Annotated in this window: 16 protein-coding genes; 11 read left to right on the forward strand and 5 right to left on the reverse strand. The window is 38.6% G+C overall.

Annotation, left to right across the window (positions count from 1 at the left end):
* Positions 1–208 precede the first annotated feature (208 nt).
* Both AC570I_RS11985 and AC570I_RS11990 read right to left on the reverse strand, forming a co-directional pair.
* Positions 209–1,738 carry a SulP family inorganic anion transporter gene (locus tag AC570I_RS11985; RefSeq protein ID WP_497405610.1) on the reverse strand — a complete coding sequence of 510 codons (1,530 nt, stop codon included), beginning with the start codon at positions 1,736–1,738 and terminating at the stop codon, positions 209–211.
* Between the two features lie 218 nt (positions 1,739–1,956).
* The gene (locus tag AC570I_RS11990; RefSeq protein ID WP_497405611.1) at positions 1,957–2,604 is read right to left on the reverse strand and encodes a DUF1349 domain-containing protein; all 648 of its coding nucleotides are present in this window, start codon (positions 2,602–2,604) and stop codon (positions 1,957–1,959) included.
* A gap of 97 nt (positions 2,605–2,701) precedes the next feature.
* Here AC570I_RS11990 and AC570I_RS11995 point away from each other — a divergent pair, with 97 nt between their 5' ends.
* Entirely contained in the window at positions 2,702–3,454 is a 753-nt protein-coding gene (locus AC570I_RS11995; RefSeq protein ID WP_497405612.1) for a response regulator transcription factor, read from the forward strand.
* On the opposite strand, the gene AC570I_RS12000 is transcribed toward AC570I_RS11995, so the two are convergent.
* Positions 3,451–4,317 carry a DUF808 domain-containing protein gene (locus tag AC570I_RS12000; protein ID WP_497405613.1) on the reverse strand — a complete coding sequence of 289 codons (867 nt, stop codon included), beginning with the start codon at positions 4,315–4,317 and terminating at the stop codon, positions 3,451–3,453. The two genes, AC570I_RS11995 and AC570I_RS12000, sit on opposite strands and share 4 nt — an antisense overlap.
* Before the next feature lie 157 nt (positions 4,318–4,474).
* Positions 4,475–5,017 (reverse strand): hypothetical protein, encoded by a 543-nt coding sequence (locus AC570I_RS12005; RefSeq protein WP_497405614.1) that lies wholly within the window; start codon positions 5,015–5,017, stop codon positions 4,475–4,477.
* Between the two features lie 265 nt (positions 5,018–5,282).
* Between AC570I_RS12005 and hemW the strand changes: the two genes are divergently transcribed.
* From hemW to AC570I_RS12035, 6 genes are all read left to right on the forward strand, one after another.
* A complete protein-coding gene (gene hemW, locus AC570I_RS12010; RefSeq protein WP_497405615.1) occupies positions 5,283–6,410 on the forward strand; it encodes a radical SAM family heme chaperone HemW in 1,128 nt (375 codons plus the stop codon).
* A 42-nt stretch (positions 6,411–6,452) separates the two neighbouring features.
* Positions 6,453–7,235 (forward strand): SDR family NAD(P)-dependent oxidoreductase, encoded by a 783-nt coding sequence (locus AC570I_RS12015; RefSeq protein ID WP_497405616.1) that lies wholly within the window; start codon positions 6,453–6,455, stop codon positions 7,233–7,235.
* 168 nt (positions 7,236–7,403) lie between these two features.
* Positions 7,404–7,955 (forward strand): fasciclin domain-containing protein, encoded by a 552-nt coding sequence (locus AC570I_RS12020; RefSeq protein WP_497405617.1) that lies wholly within the window; start codon positions 7,404–7,406, stop codon positions 7,953–7,955.
* 349 nt (positions 7,956–8,304) lie between these two features.
* Entirely contained in the window at positions 8,305–9,090 is a 786-nt protein-coding gene (locus AC570I_RS12025) for a DUF3050 domain-containing protein (protein WP_497405618.1), read from the forward strand.
* Positions 9,091–9,219: 129 nt separating this feature from the next.
* A complete protein-coding gene (locus AC570I_RS12030) occupies positions 9,220–10,098 on the forward strand; it encodes a cupin-like domain-containing protein (RefSeq protein WP_047798928.1) in 879 nt (292 codons plus the stop codon).
* Between the two features lie 136 nt (positions 10,099–10,234).
* On the forward strand, positions 10,235–10,849 hold the full coding sequence (locus AC570I_RS12035) for a sugar O-acetyltransferase (protein WP_231582653.1): 615 nt from the start codon (positions 10,235–10,237) through the stop codon (positions 10,847–10,849).
* A gap of 41 nt (positions 10,850–10,890) precedes the next feature.
* Here AC570I_RS12035 and AC570I_RS12040 read toward each other — a convergent pair whose 3' ends face one another.
* Complete coding sequence (locus tag AC570I_RS12040; protein WP_497405619.1) at positions 10,891–11,316, reverse strand: YybH family protein; 426 nt, start codon at positions 11,314–11,316, stop codon at positions 10,891–10,893.
* Between the two features lie 88 nt (positions 11,317–11,404).
* On the opposite strand from AC570I_RS12040, the gene AC570I_RS12045 reads away from it, so the two are divergent.
* From AC570I_RS12045 to AC570I_RS12060, 4 genes are all read left to right on the forward strand, one after another.
* Positions 11,405–12,289, forward strand: coding sequence for a carbohydrate kinase family protein (locus AC570I_RS12045; RefSeq protein ID WP_497405620.1), 885 nt, complete (start codon positions 11,405–11,407; stop codon positions 12,287–12,289).
* 123 nt (positions 12,290–12,412) lie between these two features.
* Positions 12,413–13,510, forward strand: coding sequence for a vWA domain-containing protein (locus AC570I_RS12050; RefSeq protein WP_047798931.1), 1,098 nt, complete (start codon positions 12,413–12,415; stop codon positions 13,508–13,510).
* A 40-nt stretch (positions 13,511–13,550) separates the two neighbouring features.
* Positions 13,551–15,038: a magnesium chelatase gene (locus tag AC570I_RS12055; RefSeq protein ID WP_497405621.1), complete on the forward strand. Its 1,488-nt coding sequence runs from the start codon at positions 13,551–13,553 to the stop codon at positions 15,036–15,038.
* Between the two features lie 82 nt (positions 15,039–15,120).
* Positions 15,121–16,365 carry a metallophosphoesterase gene (locus AC570I_RS12060; RefSeq protein WP_497405622.1) on the forward strand — a complete coding sequence of 415 codons (1,245 nt, stop codon included), beginning with the start codon at positions 15,121–15,123 and terminating at the stop codon, positions 16,363–16,365.
* The last annotated feature ends 43 nt before the right edge of the window (positions 16,366–16,408 follow it).

Here is a 16,408-nt window from a genome sequence, read left to right on the forward strand (position 1 = left end):
TCAATTTGACAATTATAAAACCATTTGAATACTATTTAATAAATTTTTGATACATAATTTCAAGGTTTTCAAACGATTGAAATGCGTTTTAAAACATTTTTGAAGCTCGAATACAAAGAATTACGATATATCGTAACCTCAGTTCCGGCAATGCTGACGAAAATCATTAATGTTTGACAATGAAGCAATAACATATACCAGCTGTGATTTATAAAGTAATTTTATCGGATGAATCGTCAATTATGTTTACTCTGATAATATCAATAGCATCACCAATCAGGCGCCGGCTTTCTGAGCTCAAGGATTGGAGATGAACTTTTTTGTTCAAACTATTGTATTTTTCTGTTAGCCGGTGAAGTGCATCGATACCGGACATATCAAAGACTCTACTATTTTTGAAATCCACTATAACTATAGCACTATCGTTCTGCACATCGAAAAGTTCCATGAAACGACTGACAGAACCGAAAAACAAAGGCCCGGAAACTTCATAGATAGTCATTCTTCTTTGATCAACACTTTTATTAGCCCGGATCTGTTTTGCACTTTCCCAGGCAAATACCAGGGCAGAAATGACCACTCCAATCAAAACAGCCAGTGCAAGATTATGCAACCAGATTGTAATCAGGGCAACAGAAACCCCAATGAATATATCTTGCTTTGGCATTTTATTAATTACCTTAAAGCTCATCCATTCAAATGTTCCTATCGCAACCATCATCATTACGCCTATAAGTGCAGCCATGGGAACTCTGTCAATAACTGGCGCACCTACCAGGATAATAATTAGAATTGTTAAAGCGGCTACAACTGCAGACAATCTGGCTCTTGCCCCCGCCGATAGATTGACAAGTGTTTGAGCAATCATTGGGCAGCCGCCCATTCCAGTAAAAAAACCATTGGTTAAATTAGCCAATCCCTGGGCTATGCTTTCGCGGTTACCATTACCTTTACTATCAGTAATCTCATCAACCAAGTTCAGCGTTAGCAGACCCTCGGTCAATCCTACACCTGCCATAATGAGTGAATACGGAAATATGATTTTCAACATATCAAGTGTGAGCGGCACTTGAGGAATGTGAAAAGGAGGAAACCCACCACTGACAGACGAGATATCTCTAACCAACTTAGTTGGTATATTAAAAATCAAAACCAATACAAAAACCACGATGATAGCAACTAATGAAGAAGGAATAGCTTTGGTTATTTTAGGAAGAAGTACAACAACAGTAATTGTTAATGCCACCAGAGCAAGCATGATGTAAAGCGGCATTCCAGTAATCCAGGTCTCACTTCCATTAACAATGGACTTAAATTGGGTGAGCTGTGAGGTGAAGATAATCACGGCTAACCCGTTTACAAAACCAAACATGACAGGCTGCGGTACTAATCGGACAAATTTACCAAGCTTAAACAATCCTACAAGTATCTGTATCAAACCCGCTAGTGCAACCGCAGCAAAGACATATTCCAGCCCATTACTTTTCATCAATGCGATTAGTACAATCACTGTTGCACCCGCCCCACCCGAAACCAAACCCGGCCTGCCGCCAAGTACCGCAGTAATCAGTCCCATGATAAATGCCGCATATAAACCAGTTAGCGGTGGAAAACCTGCAAGAATGGCAAAAGACAGTGATTCAGGAATCATGGTCATTGCAACGGTGAGGCCTGCCAGCACTTCGGTTTTATAGTTTACTTTTTTTGATAAATCAAAGAGCTGTAGATAGGGCTTCATATTTTTTGTAGTTTACCTGCAAATATCATATTTTACTGTGATAAGTGCTTTAACAAATCAAATGGATAAAACTAAAAATACTCCACTCAGCTAAACGTGCCTAACAGGGAAATCAGATTAGTTTAACTCAGCGCAAACAAAAGCCTTACTCAAGAGCATGAGCAAGGCATTCTGTTAACAATTAAAAAAATTATATGAGGCGATAATTGAGGCATGATTTACTGATGCGCTTTAAGCCATTCCAGCCTCCGTTGATCGGGAAGGTGTTTAATCTTAAATTTTTCAAATGTGGCTTCAAAACCATTTCCATCAGGACTTGCAGCCATTAGTCCCACCATCACCGGGGAATTATCCTCCAAAGGAGCATTGCGGGTCATCACATAAGTTTTATCATCTAACGAATAAAAAATCTCAACTGCATCAAGTCGCCTTATCACTTTAACCCAAATGAAAGGAGGAACCTGATCTAAAGTAAGTACGCTCCAGTCGCTTTTGTCATGCGTCACTACAGTACTTACATTAAATTTTCCATCAACAAACTCAACACCAGTTTTTATGTAGTTTTTATGATCAGTACGAATCATTAACCCCATTTGATCAAAACGGGCTTTATAGGCACCAGTAAGTTTAACCTTCACCTCAAACTCCCCACCGTAATTTGAATACAAAAAGGGCGCGTCATCTACTGTAAATCCGTAATGTGAAATGCGCCAATAATCACTGTTAGGCGTAACCTGCATCACTAAGCTGTTATTTTTAATTTCCCATTTTGCGGGTTCATTAAACCACTGCATTTTCTCCAGTGTCTGTGCATTCAATGTATTCAGATTAAGCAACAGGATTAAGCAAAAAAATATTCTTTTCATTATATATTCCGATAGAAGTTTAATTAAGTTCGCAAAGTTATTTACCTGTTCTGTTTCATTCAATGGTTATAAATAACCATTACAATTATTGGCCACTATGCGAAACCTGCTCGACATAAAACTATTTTCTCAGCCATTTGCAAGCGATCATAATCAGGAGACACAGCTTGACAACGGAAAGCTGATTGCAGCAATGTATGCCAGAATGGAAAATAGCATTAGTGTTTTAAGTGACATGAAAGCGAGAAAAAGCTATATCTACTATGCTCCGGTTGCTGATGAACTGGGTTTGCTTAAACGTGAAACAGAAATCAATTCTATCTGGGAAGATGCGCTGCTCAATAAAATCCACCCCGATGATCTGTTAAAAAAATACCGACTCGAATTTCAATTTTTTCAAATGTTGAATATGATGCCGGTTGATGAAAGAGTAAACTTTGAGTTGATTACGCGCCTGAGGATTAAAAATAAAAATGAGCAGTATATCGCGTTAAAACACCGCCTCCTTTACATTGGAAATGCCAGTGATGGCAGCATATGGCTGGCACTTTGCCTTTATAATTTAATTCCTGACCATCCCGATTTTGTAATTCCACAGGGGATGATACTAAACACGAAAACAGGAGATATTATCGATCAACATGAAAATCGATTCAACACAATATTATCGGCAAGGGAAAAAGAAATCATGCAACTCATTAGTATAGGCAAAAGAAGCAAAGAGATTGCAAAAAAACTAGACTTAAGTATTAATACCATCAACCGTCACCGACAAAATATATTTGCTAAGCTTAATGTAACCAGTGTAATAGAAGCCTGCAGGATAGCTGCAAATACAGGAATAATCTAACGTTTGATCAAAGCCACCAGTTTCGTCAGACCTGAAAATATTGGAACAGCTACTAAACCGGCTACCAGCCCCACACCAAACTCTTTAATAATTGATGGAAAATCAGGAAGAAAATGATGAAAAAATTCAATGTTATGTACGAATATTCCTCCTCCCACTAAAATTAAAGCTATTGTACCTACCACTCCTAGTATTCTGATAATCACCGGCAGCGCTTTGATCAGAAAATTCCCTAAAAAAGACAAGAAACCTTTTTTACCGGAACGCTTAATTAATTTGTATCCGGCATCGTCCATACGCACAATAAGGGCAACAATACCATAAACACCAACGGTGGCCAATAGTGCTACTACAGAAACCGTTATTATTTGTAAAGTAAGGCTTCTGTCCAGCACGGTCCCTAAGGCAATAATTACGATTTCTATAGACAAGATAAAATCAGTAGTAACAGCAGATTTTACTTTGGTCTTCTCAGCATCTGCGCCCTCATCTATAACCTCTTCATTATGCTTTTTTCCGTGCTCTGACCGGTGAAATAAAAACTCAATAATTTTTTCCACCCCTTCATAGGCCAGGTAAAAGCCTCCCAAAACTAAGATAACTTTGATGGCAATTGGAAAAAATGCGTTGAGCAAAAGGGCGATAGGAACAATGATTAACTTGTTTAATAGTGAACCTTTTGTAATTGCCCAAAGTACAGGCAACTCCCTCGATGCTAAAAAACCTGTAGCTTTCTCCGCATTTACGGCCAAATCATCTCCTAATATACCTGCTGTTTTACGTGTAGCGATCTTACTCGCAACCGCAACATCATCCATTAAAGACGCAATATCATCTAATATTGCAAAAAAACCTGAAGCCATCCTTATCTATTTTGATGGTGCAAAATAGAAATTCGATTCCGGATTAACAGTCACATAGCATCTATTTTTTTCCAACAGGGGCTTTTGCAAATGGTTGCATATTATAAACGGCTCTTGAACCATGTCCAAAAGCCGCCTGCTTTAAAGTTAATTACTGTTAATGTTTTCCTTTCCTCTCATTTCCTTTACCTTGATTTCTGTCAGGACGGTTATCATTTTTGCCATTGTTGCCTTTCGAAACCTGATTTGGCCTCGGAACTGCTGATGGCCTGTTATTTTGGGGTGTATTTCGGTTACCACCGCCAGTGTATCTCGAATCTTTGCTATCGCGAATAATTGGCTGTTTAGTTTTGTAATTTTTAAACTTACCATATTGTGTAACATGCTTATTATGCGATAAATATGGTTTAGGGGAATTCATCACTACCTTATAACCGTTGTACAAATCATAGTTGGCATATCTTGGCGGCAAGCTGTTTCTCCATACCCATGCACCATTATCCTCGTATACATATTGTCGGCTTGGCACATAATAATAAGCGTCAATGTCTGGTAAATAGTAATAATCAACATGATCATAACCGGTTGGACCCCATGCTGGCTGCTGGCCAATATTTATACTTAAACTAACCTGAGCTTTCGATGGCATGCTGCTAATGGAAGCTACTCCCAATAAAACAGCGAATATCATTGTTTTCATTTTCTTTGTGTTTACACCACAAGTTCAATTTAAAGACCAAAGTCTCTGTCTAAGCCAACAATGCGACTAGTGGAAGAAGTGTAACGATGAAAGAACGAAATGTGTCGACCAAGGATGGGGTATTTAAACCCAGATCCTGATCTCAAAAAAACTACTGAATAAATTTTGATACAATGTCTTTATTCCACTTACCTTTGTAACTTCAATATTAACTACACTAACAAATGATAATTTAAAAATATCATTTAAATATAATTACCGATCCATGTCTGGCATTTACATCCATATCCCTTTTTGCAAGAAGGCTTGTCACTATTGCGATTTTCATTTCAGTACCTCATTAAAATACGCGGATGAAATGGTTGACGCCATATGTAAAGAGATTAAGATGAAAAAAGACCGGATTGCAGACCAGATTGGTTCCATCTACCTTGGGGGAGGAACACCTTCAATCCTTTCTGAACATCATTTGCAAAAAATATTTGATTCGATTAACCATACCTTTTCAGTTGACTCAAATGCCGAGATTACCATCGAAACTAATCCTGATGATTTAACCTTTGAAAAGATCAGGGAACTCAGGCACCTGCCTGTTAATCGCTTTAGTGTTGGTATTCAGTCTTTCTTCAACGAAGATCTGATCTGGATGAACAGGGCCCACAATGCAACCGAAGCTGAAGACTGCATTAAGAGAAGTCAGGATGCTGGTTTTGAGAACCTAACCATAGACCTGATTTACGGCTATCCTCTGTTAACAGATCAAAAATGGCTGAACAATATCGCAAAGGGAGTCAGCCTTCAGGTTCCCCATATTTCGGCTTATGCACTTACTGTAGAACCCCGAACAGCGCTGGCACACGCCATCAAAAATAAAAAGCAAACTCCGGTAAACGACACTCAAGCTGCTGAGCAGTTTGTCATTTTAATGGAGAAACTAAACGAAGCAGGCTTTGAGCATTACGAAATCTCTAACTTCGCAAAACCGAAAGCCCGCGCCGTGCATAATACAAACTACTGGAAAGGTATTGAATATATTGGAATTGGCCCTTCAGCCCACGGGTTTGACGGCATAAACAGATATATGAATCCAGCCAACAATGCCCAATACCTGAGTGATCTTAACGGAAATACGCTCCCGGAAATAGTCGAAGTATTAACTGTAAACGACCGTTTTAATGAATATGTGATGACATCCCTGAGAACAATCTGGGGCATCGACCTTGATAAAATCGAAACTGATTTTGGAAAAGACTTTCTGGAAGAAACTGTACATAATCTAAGCCATTTTGAAGGTAAAGATTGGTTAGTCACAGCACAAAATAATATAAGGCTAAGCCATAGTGGAAAACTCTTTGCTGACCATATCGCATCCGAATTATTCATCATTGATTAACCAGGAATATGTTATCATTCAAAAATTCAATAACTGAATAGTATGTCTAAAATCATCTGGATTACAGGAGCATCGTCCGGCATCGGAGAAGCCCTGGTTTATAAATATTTTAAAGCCGGAAATAAACTGATCATCTCCGGACGAAACCGGGATGAATTATTTCGTGTGAAAGGAAATTGCCAGAACTCCTTTAATGTGCATGTGCTACCTTTCGATTTGATTGAAACTGACCTGCTGCCAGCAAAGGCAGAAGATGCCATCAGGATATTTGGAAAAATTGACCTGCTCATTAATAGTGGAGGAATTAGTCAGCGCAGTTTTGCCCTTCAAACTGATCTTAAAACAGAGCAGCAAATTATGAATACCAATTTTTGGGGTACGGTAGGCATAACGAAAGCAGTGGCAGCATCAATGATCAAAAACGGTGGCGGACAAATTGTGGTTATAAGTAGTTTGGTCGGTAAATTTGGCAGCCAACTTCGTTCTGCGTATTCGGCATCTAAACATGCACTTCATGGGTACTTCGATTCCATGCGAAATGAAGTCTTTGATAAAAATATCTCCATTACCATTGTTTGTCCAGGTTTTATTAACACAAATATTTCTGTAAACGCATTAACTGAAAATGGCAATAAACAAGGCTTCATGGACAATGCGCAAGCTAATGGAATGAGTGTCGACCTTTGCGCTGCCGAAATAATAAAAGCAGTTGAAGTAAAGAAAGAAGAGGTTTATATTGGTGGTAAAGAGACAAAAGCAATTTGGTTAAAACGATTCTTTCCTAAGTTATTATCGAAGAAAATAAGACAAGCAAAGGTGACCTAAATTCGGCAACCTATATTTAGCTCTGCTTAAACAGGATAAACAATTCTAAATAAATAAATTTTAAAAGTCTATAATACAGTTAATTATAAATGATTTTTCTTTTTAAGAAACCGTAGTACTGTAAACCTCCGTAAATGGAATCAAATAACAGAACTTAAAAAAGAAATAATGAAAAAGTTAATCCTATCTGTATCTGCCGTAATTGTTATGGCATTTTCAACCCAAGTTTACGCTCAAAAAAACCCGATGGTAGGTGGTGCTGCCATGTATGCAACTAAAGATATTGTAGACAACGCGGTAAACTCAAAAGACCATACCACACTTGTTGCAGCAGTTAAAGCAGCAGGTTTGGTTGAAACGCTGAAAGGTGCAGGTCCATTTACAGTTTTTGCACCTACTAACACAGCTTTTGATAAACTACCTGCAGGAACAGTTGACATGCTGGTTAAACCTGAAAGCAAAGCAATGCTGACTAAAATCTTAACTTACCACGTTGTTGCGGGTAAAATGGATAGCAAAGCCATTGCAAAAGCAATCAAAGCTGGTGGTGGTAAAGCAGAACTAACTACTGTTGAAGGCGGCAAACTTTGGGCCTGGATGGAAGGTAAAAAATTAGTTTTAAAAGATGAAAAAGGTGGAATGAGTACAGTAACAATTGCCGATGTTAATCAAAAAAATGGTGTTATCCATGTTGTTGATACCGTTCTAATGCCTAAATAATCAAAAACATAATACCTGTGATATTTTAAAACGTTTCCACTCCGTGGAAGCGTTTTTGGATTTTAAAAATTTTCATTATTTCAAAAACCATAAATTATCTGTGTTCGTATATTACCCAAAACATAGATAATCCTTAGAAAAACATATCACGTCCCAAATGATTCAAATGAACGTTCCCGCAGTTGTGGGAACGTTTTTTTTTTAATCACAAACAACGCTATTTGTCAGCTGTGTTTAAAGTTTTAAATTAGATATGTTTAGCAGGTCCTGACTGTTTAATTTTGACGCTCAAATACTAAGTAACAGGAAAGTCGGTTGATATAATTAGCCTGCTACAAATCAACAATATATGCATCACAACATCGTAAGGATTAAGCAAAACATTGAGCCTTTAAGGCAACAAATTATTAACCATAAAGTTTATTCCGCCATAAGTGAACTTGAGGACCTTCAGGTTTTTATGGAGCATCACATTTATGCCGTTTGGGATTTCATGTCTTTGCTAAAAGCGCTACAGATTAATTTAACCTGCACAACTCTACCCTGGTTTCCAGTGGGCGATGCCGTTACAAGGCAGTTGATCAATGAAATTGTAGCAGGTGAAGAGAGTGATCTGGATACTGATGGAAATGTGAAAAGCCATTTTGAGTTATACCTGGATGCCATGGTACAGTGTGGGGCCAACATAGCGCCAATTAACCATTTCTTGCGATCTTTACAAAATGGCCGCGATTTTGCCATGGCTTTCGAGCTGGCAGACGTTCCAGAGGCGGGACGTAATTTCATCAACTCCACTTTCGAAATCATTAATAGCGGAAAAACACATCTCCAGGCTGCAAGCTTTACATTCGGACGCGAAGATTTAATTCCTAATATGTTCTTCAGTATGGTGACTGATCTGAATAGCACCCAGCCTGAAAAAGTATCGATATTTAAATATTACCTTGAACGTCATATTGAAGTTGACGGAGATCACCATAGCCACTTAGCGCTTTCGATGACAGAAAAATTATGCGAAAAAGATGAGCAATTCTGGCTTGAGGCCGAAGAAGCCACCAAACTTGCACTGCAAAAACGAATCGACCTTTGGGATGCTGCATATGACCAAATTGTAAGCCGAAAGGTGCTGGTTTAGATTAACAAATGGTTAACAAATAGCGAGAGTTAGATTAAGTAATTTGCGTCACTTTTCTTTGCAGTTATATTATTTGTAAAATAAAATTTACACATTTGTTGTTTGGCAACAAATAACCGATTTATTCGCATGAGCTTCATTTTAAAACCTGTTGATATCGTAGAGAATATTACTCCCGAAGATTTCAAAAAGAACTACTTAAAGACTAAAAAACCATTGGTAATAAGAGGCCTTACAAAAGACTGGCCGGCGAGAGAAAAATGGACCACCGAATACTTGAAGGAGGTTGGTGGAGAGTTGGAGGTTCCGCTATATGATAACTCGAAAGCTGATCCGTCAAAGCCTATTAACGCTGCTACGGCGCACATGAAGTTTGGCGATTATTTAGACCTGATCAAACGTGAGCCAACAGAACTGAGGATATTTTTCTTTAATCTTTTCAAAAAAGTCCCTAGTTTAATCAACGATATCAAAATCCCTAAAGATTTAATGGGTGGCTTTATTGAAAGCATGCCTGCCATGTTCTTTGGAGGATCCAACTCAGTAACTTTCTTACATTACGACATCGACTTACCTCATATTTTCCATACACACTTCGGTGGCAGAAAACACATCATCCTTTTCGATTACAAGTGGAAAGACAGATTATATTGTCTGCCTAACGCAACTTATGCTCTGGAAGATTATGATGTTGCCAATCCTGATTTCGAAAAATTCCCTGCGCTGAACGGCGTAGAAGGATATGAGGTTTTTCTGGAACATGGTGATACGTTATTCATGCCTACAGGAATGTGGCACTGGATGAAATATGTTGACGGATCATTCTCGTTAAGTCTCAGGGCATGGGACCAATCCATTAGCCGGAAAGTGGCCAGTGTTTGGAGCTTATTCACACATGGCGCTATTGATAGTTTAATTAAAATGACTTTCAAAGAAAAGTACGCTCACTGGAGAGAGAAGAAAGCAGTTAAAATTGCAGAGAAAGCTCTCGCAAAAGGAAGACCTTAAAATAAATTTCAATAAAGTCCGTTATAGGATTTTGGGGAAAGCAATTTCAGCGGGGAGTCGGATTTCGATAGCCCCGTTTTTTGTTTTACAACATCTGAGACATTGCCATTCTTATAATCTTTTCTACCTTCGGGTTATGGAAAACGAAATACTTAGCGAGAAACAAAAGATGCTTGCCGGAAAGGCCTACCAGGCTGGCGATGCCGAACTATCCAAAGAAAGACTAAAAGCAAGAGAAGTTGTTTACGAGTTCAATAACCTGGCACCAAAATTCATCAAGCAACGCAAAGAACTTTTAAAGCGGCTATTTGGTAAAACAGAAAAGATGTTCTACATCGAACCGCCATTCCGCTGCGATTACGGTTACAACATTGAAATCGGCGACAATTTTTACGCAAACTTTAATCTGGTTATTCTAGACTGTGCAAAGGTAAGTATCGGAAACAGCGTTTTCATTGCCCCAAACGTAGCAATATATACCGCAGGTCACCCTATACATGCACACCTGCGTGATCAGGAGCACGAATGGGCACAGGAAATTACAATAGGAAACAGTGTCTGGATCGGCGGAAACGTAGTGATCAATCCTGGAGTCAAAATAGGTTCAAACGTAGTGATTGGTTCAGGAAGTGTAGTTACCAGAGATGTACCGGATAATGTTTTCGCGGCAGGAAATCCTTGCAGGGTAATCAGGGCAATTACAGAGGAAGATAAAGATTACTATTATAAAAACTTTAAGCTGGGAGAATAAACAGCTTAAAGTATATTTTCCGTATTTGGTGCTTGGAATTGTTAGCTCGAATGATCTACAAAAATTTTCCACTCTCCCGATATCTTTTTGAATAGCAACGTGTAATATCCCTTAGGTTCATCTTTCTCCCTTTTCAAATGCCAGCTCCCCAATACAAAAGCAACATCCTTATTTAAAAAGTCAACCTTTTTAATTCCAAAAGTTAAAAAACCCATCCCAGCTTTACCTTGATATGTTTTTTTGTAATTATCCAGTGTTTTTTGCCATCCATAAGTGGGCCCGTTACCACCAACAAAAAGCAGGCTGTCGCTTTTCACATACCCTTGCATAAAAGCTTCAAGATCGCCCTTATTCCAGTCTCCACGCTGTTTCTCCAATACATCCAGTATGGCTTGTTTGTCTTTAGCCGTTTGCGCATAAGTTCCAATTGAAACCAGCAGGAAAGCGATAATTAAAAGTCTTTTCATAATATTGATGTTTTACTGTAAAGATATAAAACAAATTATTTCGTTCCATGTATAAAAATTGTTTCTTTACATTTTCAATCTTCATCATATGCAGCATAAAGTAATTACAATTGGCGAGATACTATGGGATGTTTTCCCGGAGGGCAAAAAAGCCGGAGGATCAAGCATGAATGTAGCCTTAAACCTTCACAAGCAAAGCATCGGAAGTAGTTTTGTCAGTGCCGTCGGAGACGATGATAACGGAAAAGAATTGCTAAACTTTCTGGAAGGTAATCATTTTAGTACGGAATTAGTTCAAATACATTCTACATTGCCTACCAGTACTGTGGTTGTTCAACTGGATGAAAATCACCAGGCAACCTATACCATTAAACAGCCTGTAGCCTGGGATCATATAGCTCTCAATAACACAAACATCCAGGCAGTTAAGCAGGCTGATGCATTAGTGTATTGTAGTTTAACCTGCCGTGAAGAAAGATCAAGAAACACCATATTTTCATTGCTCGATAATGCCAAAATAAAAATATTTGATATTAATTTACGGGCACCTTTCTATGAAAAGGAGCTAATAGGAATATTGCTATCGAAAGCCGATATTTTGAAAATCAATGAAGATGAGATTATTTGGGTTCGCGATAGCTTTGGATTAACAGGTAACGATGAAGAACAAATGCTTAAACAGTTATCCACTCAGTTTAATATCGAAATCATATGTCTAACCCTGGGCGATAAGGGCGCATGTGTACTGAAGGATGGGAAATTATTCCGTCATGGCGGATATAAAGTTCAGGTGGCCGATACAGTTGGAGCTGGAGATGCTTTTTTAGCCACATTTATAGCATGTTACCTAGAAGACTATCCGATTGAATCCATATTAGACAATGCCTGCAAAGTTGGTGCATTTGTGGCCTCCCAAGCAGGAGCAAATCCAGACTACAACAAAAAAATTTACCACATGGCACTAGCTAACTGACATTGGTTGCTTCTATAATTTAACATACCATTTTATGCTTTAGGCTTTGGTTGAAATATGACATCCTGCTTAAATTAGTCAGTTGTCAAACCTTTATCTTTAATTATTCGTTAATACAATTACATGAGAGGTTTTCGTTTTTCTGATTATAAGCCTGGCGATACGCCAAAAGGTGGGTTTGATGAGTTGTTGAAATTATTCAGCGAACTGCTGAACTATACAGCAGGTGATGCAGCGGAGGCTTTAAGCTGGCTGAATGAACTCGATAAACAATACAAATTAACCAATAATGACTATGGTATAGGAAATTTCATCGATGACCTCAAAGACAAAGGTTACCTGACTGAAGACAATCAATCCGGTGAGTTCAAAATAACGGCCAAAACCGAACAAACCATTCGCAAATCTGCGCTGGATGAAATTTTTGGAAAGCTTAAAAAATCTGGCAGAGGGAATCACAACAGCAATCAATCTGGCATTGGCGAAGAAAAAAATGCCGACAGGCGCGAATATAACTTCGGAGATAGTTTAGACCAGATTGACATGACGGCATCTATACAGAATGCTCAGATTAATCATGGCATTGGTGACTTTACGTTAACCGACAGGGATTTAGAAGTCGAAGAGAAAGATTTTAAAACCCTTACCTCTACCGTTTTAATGATTGACATTTCCCATTCGATGATCTTATACGGAGAAGACCGAATTACACCAGCGAAAAAAGTGGCAATGGCACTCGCTGAACTCATTAAAACAAAGTACCCCAAAGACACATTGGATATCGTGGTTTTTGGTAATGATGCATGGCCAATAACGGTAAAAGACCTGCCTTATCTACAGGTTGGTCCGTATCATACTAACACTTTTGCAGGTCTTGAACTGGCTACTGATTTACTACGCCGAAGAAAAACTCACAACAAGCAAATTTTTATGATTACCGATGGGAAACCAACCTGTTTGAAGGAAAATGGCAAGTATTACAAAAATAGTATGGGTTTGGACAGAAAGGTCATTAATAAAACCTTAAATATGGCTGCACAATGTAAGCGACTCAAAATACCTATCACCACCTTCATGATTGCTAAAGATCCTTATCTCCAACAGTTCGTCCGACAGTTTACTGAGATTAACGGAGGGAGAGCTTTTTACAGTTCACTTAACGGCCTTGGCGAGTATATTTTCGAGGATTACATTAAAAACAGAAGAAAAACAGTGAAATAAAATTAAGCTCCAACATTTATTCTTTAACCATTTCCCATACATGCAAAATACAACTTTAGGCCAGTTAAAGGCAACAGATTATAAATCAAGAAGCGTCAAAGAGGAGCTTAGAGAGAATCTGATTAAAATACTTCGTGATAAGAAAACACAATTTGAGGGAATTATCGGTTATGATGAAACGGTAATTCCAGAACTCCAAACAGCGATACTTTCACGCCACAACATTTTACTGCTAGGCTTACGCGGGCAGGCGAAAACCCGCATAGCCCGCTTAATGGTCAATTTGCTCGACGAATATGTGCCTTACGTAGCAGGCAGTGAGATATTCGATGACCCTTTGAATCCAATCTCATGGTATGCCAAAAACGAAATCGCAACTAAGGGTGATGAAACTGAGATTGCCTGGTTACATCGCAGCGAACGTTATACAGAAAAACTGGCTACACCTGATGTTACTGTTGCTGATTTAATTGGCGATGTAGACCCGATTAAAGCTGCTACACTGAAACTCACTTATAACGATGAACGTGTTATCCATTTTGGTTTAATACCACGTGCTCACCGTAGTATTTTCGTAATTAATGAATTGCCTGATTTGCAGGCCCGTATTCAGGTGGCACTCTTTAATATGCTACAGGAAAAAGACATTCAAATCCGCGGTTTCAAATTACGCTTACCGCTGGATATTCAGTTTGTATTTACCGCAAACCCTGAAGACTATACCAATCGCGGAAGTATTGTGACACCTTTGAAAGACAGGATTGAAAGTCAGATTTTAACGCACTATCCAAAAAGTATTGAAATCTCCCGCAAAATTACTTTTCAGGAAGCTAAACTTACTGCCGAGCAGAAAGCAAGCATCGAAGCTGATGGCCTGGTAAAAGATTTAGTAGAGCAAATTGCATTCGAAGCACGTAAAAGTGAATATATCGACCAAAAATCCGGTGTTTCAGCAAGGCTAACCATCTCAGCCTACGAAAATCTAATTAGTACTGCTGAACGCAGAATGTTAATATCGGGCGATAAGAATACATTTGTCCGCTTATCAGACTTAGCCGGTATTATCCCTGCTATCACCGGTAAAATTGAACTGGTTTATGAAGGTGAGCTTGAAGGCCCTGCACATGTAGCTACAACACTGATTGGTAAGGCTGTTAAAACGCTTTTTGCCCGTTATTTCCCGGATCCTGAAAAAGCGAAAAAAAGCAAAACGGCAAACCCTTACACGGAAATTACAGAGTGGTTCACAGAAGGTAATAATGTTGATGTTACAGATAGCTTAACCAATGTACAGTACAAAAAAGCACTGATGCTGGTACCAGGCTTATATGATACCGTTAAAAAATTTCACCCTAAGCTAAGTGAAAATCAAACACTACTCTTGATGGAATTTGTATTGCATGGGCTGGCCGAATATTCTCAGTTGAGTAAAAACTTCTTAAACGGTGGATTTGGATTTTCAGACATGTTTGGCAGCTTATTCAACGCCGAATTTGATGAAGAAGAGGATGAAGACGACTTCAGATAAACCATAATTATACATTTTTTTTAGCTTTGATAAGTTCTTCCTCTGGAGGAATTTATCAAAGCTTTTTATTTACCAAAATCTAATGGGAAGATTACCTTTTATTATTGCCGCCTGTATCCTCATTACCGCATTTGATGTTTACTTCTACAACGCAATAGTTGTCGTTTTTAAAAAATGGAAACCACTTACAAAAAAGATATTTGCAATTGTTTATTGGAGCTACAGTCTTCTATTGATCGTTGGTGTATTCGCAGGTATTTTTCTGAACCTGTTTTTAACACTTAGGGCTATTATTTTAGTTGCCTTCTTTTTAACGGTAGCCTGCAAAATGGCCATGTTGCCTTTCCTGGTTCTGGATGATTTACGAAGGTTATTCATCAGGCTTTTCAAAAAGAGAGAAGTCATAAAAGATCAACCCGTTAGTGAAGTTGAACCTATTACGCGTTCAGAATTTTTGGTCAAAGCGGGTTTAGTTGCGGCAGCAGTTCCTTTAACCTCGCTCAGTTGGGGAATTATTTCTGGCGCTTATGATTACCAGATCAGAAAGGTAAACCTAATCCTTCCAAATTTACCTAAAGCGTTTGACGGCATCACTATGGGGCAGATTTCTGATATCCACTCAGGAAGTTTTTACAATAAAACCGCTGTAAAAGGAGGCGTAGAAATGTTTTTAGCTGAAAAACCAGACTTCATCTTTTTTACAGGAGATCTTGTTAACAATCTGACTAACGAAGTAAGAGACTATCAGGATATTTTCTCAAAAGTAAAAGCGCCGCTTGGTGTGTATTCTTCTTTAGGTAACCATGATTATGGGGACTATTATTTTGGAAAAGAATCTTCTCCGGCCAAAGTCAAAAACCTTAAGGATATGGTCGACGTTCACAAAATTATGGGTTACGATTTGCTGATGAACGAAAACAGAAGACTAAAAGTTGACGGAGAAGAAATAGGAATTCTCGGAATCGAGAACTGGGGTATGGGGCGTTTTCCAAAATACGGCAAAATGGAACTGGCTGTACAAAATACTGATGACTTACCCGTAAAACTTTTGCTTAGTCACGACCCCTCTCACTGGCGTGGAGAAGTATTACAAAAATATCCACAGATTGATGCCATGTTTAGCGGACATACCCATGGTATGCAGTTTGGTGTTCGTTTAAAAGAATATCAGTGGAGCCCGGTACAATATATTTATAAAGAATGGGCTGGCCTATATCAGGAACAGAAACAACAACTTTATGTAAATGTTGGCTATGGCTTCTTGGGCTATCCAGGAAGAGTAGGCATTCTTCCTGAAATCACCATATTTACCCTAAAGCGCGCATAATAAATGAGCGGGTTTGAGGAATTGAATGAGTGAACGTCTTTAG

The sequence above is a fragment of the Pedobacter sp. A2324 genome (genome assembly GCF_059693705.1).

Bases quoted from the DNA above. Each gene is read 5' to 3' on its own strand.
- AC570I_RS11985 (WP_497405610.1), bottom strand. From the start codon at position 1,738: ATGAAGCCCTATCTACAGCTCTTTGATTTATCAAAAAAAGTAAACTAT.
- AC570I_RS11990 (WP_497405611.1), bottom strand. From the start codon at position 2,604: ATGAAAAGAATATTTTTTTGCTTAATCCTGTTGCTTAATCTGAATACA.
- AC570I_RS11995 (WP_497405612.1), top strand. From the start codon at position 2,702: ATGCGAAACCTGCTCGACATAAAACTATTTTCTCAGCCATTTGCAAGC.
- AC570I_RS12000 (WP_497405613.1), bottom strand. From the start codon at position 4,317: ATGGCTTCAGGTTTTTTTGCAATATTAGATGATATTGCGTCTTTAATG.
- AC570I_RS12005 (WP_497405614.1), bottom strand. From the start codon at position 5,017: ATGAAAACAATGATATTCGCTGTTTTATTGGGAGTAGCTTCCATTAGC.
- hemW (WP_497405615.1), top strand. From the start codon at position 5,283: ATGTCTGGCATTTACATCCATATCCCTTTTTGCAAGAAGGCTTGTCAC.
- AC570I_RS12015 (WP_497405616.1), top strand. From the start codon at position 6,453: ATGTCTAAAATCATCTGGATTACAGGAGCATCGTCCGGCATCGGAGAA.
- AC570I_RS12020 (WP_497405617.1), top strand. From the start codon at position 7,404: ATGAAAAAGTTAATCCTATCTGTATCTGCCGTAATTGTTATGGCATTT.
- AC570I_RS12025 (WP_497405618.1), top strand. From the start codon at position 8,305: ATGCATCACAACATCGTAAGGATTAAGCAAAACATTGAGCCTTTAAGG.
- AC570I_RS12030 (WP_047798928.1), top strand. From the start codon at position 9,220: ATGAGCTTCATTTTAAAACCTGTTGATATCGTAGAGAATATTACTCCC.
- AC570I_RS12035 (WP_231582653.1), top strand. From the start codon at position 10,235: ATGGAAAACGAAATACTTAGCGAGAAACAAAAGATGCTTGCCGGAAAG.
- AC570I_RS12040 (WP_497405619.1), bottom strand. From the start codon at position 11,316: ATGAAAAGACTTTTAATTATCGCTTTCCTGCTGGTTTCAATTGGAACT.
- AC570I_RS12045 (WP_497405620.1), top strand. From the start codon at position 11,405: ATGCAGCATAAAGTAATTACAATTGGCGAGATACTATGGGATGTTTTC.
- AC570I_RS12050 (WP_047798931.1), top strand. From the start codon at position 12,413: ATGAGAGGTTTTCGTTTTTCTGATTATAAGCCTGGCGATACGCCAAAA.
- AC570I_RS12055 (WP_497405621.1), top strand. From the start codon at position 13,551: ATGCAAAATACAACTTTAGGCCAGTTAAAGGCAACAGATTATAAATCA.
- AC570I_RS12060 (WP_497405622.1), top strand. From the start codon at position 15,121: ATGGGAAGATTACCTTTTATTATTGCCGCCTGTATCCTCATTACCGCA.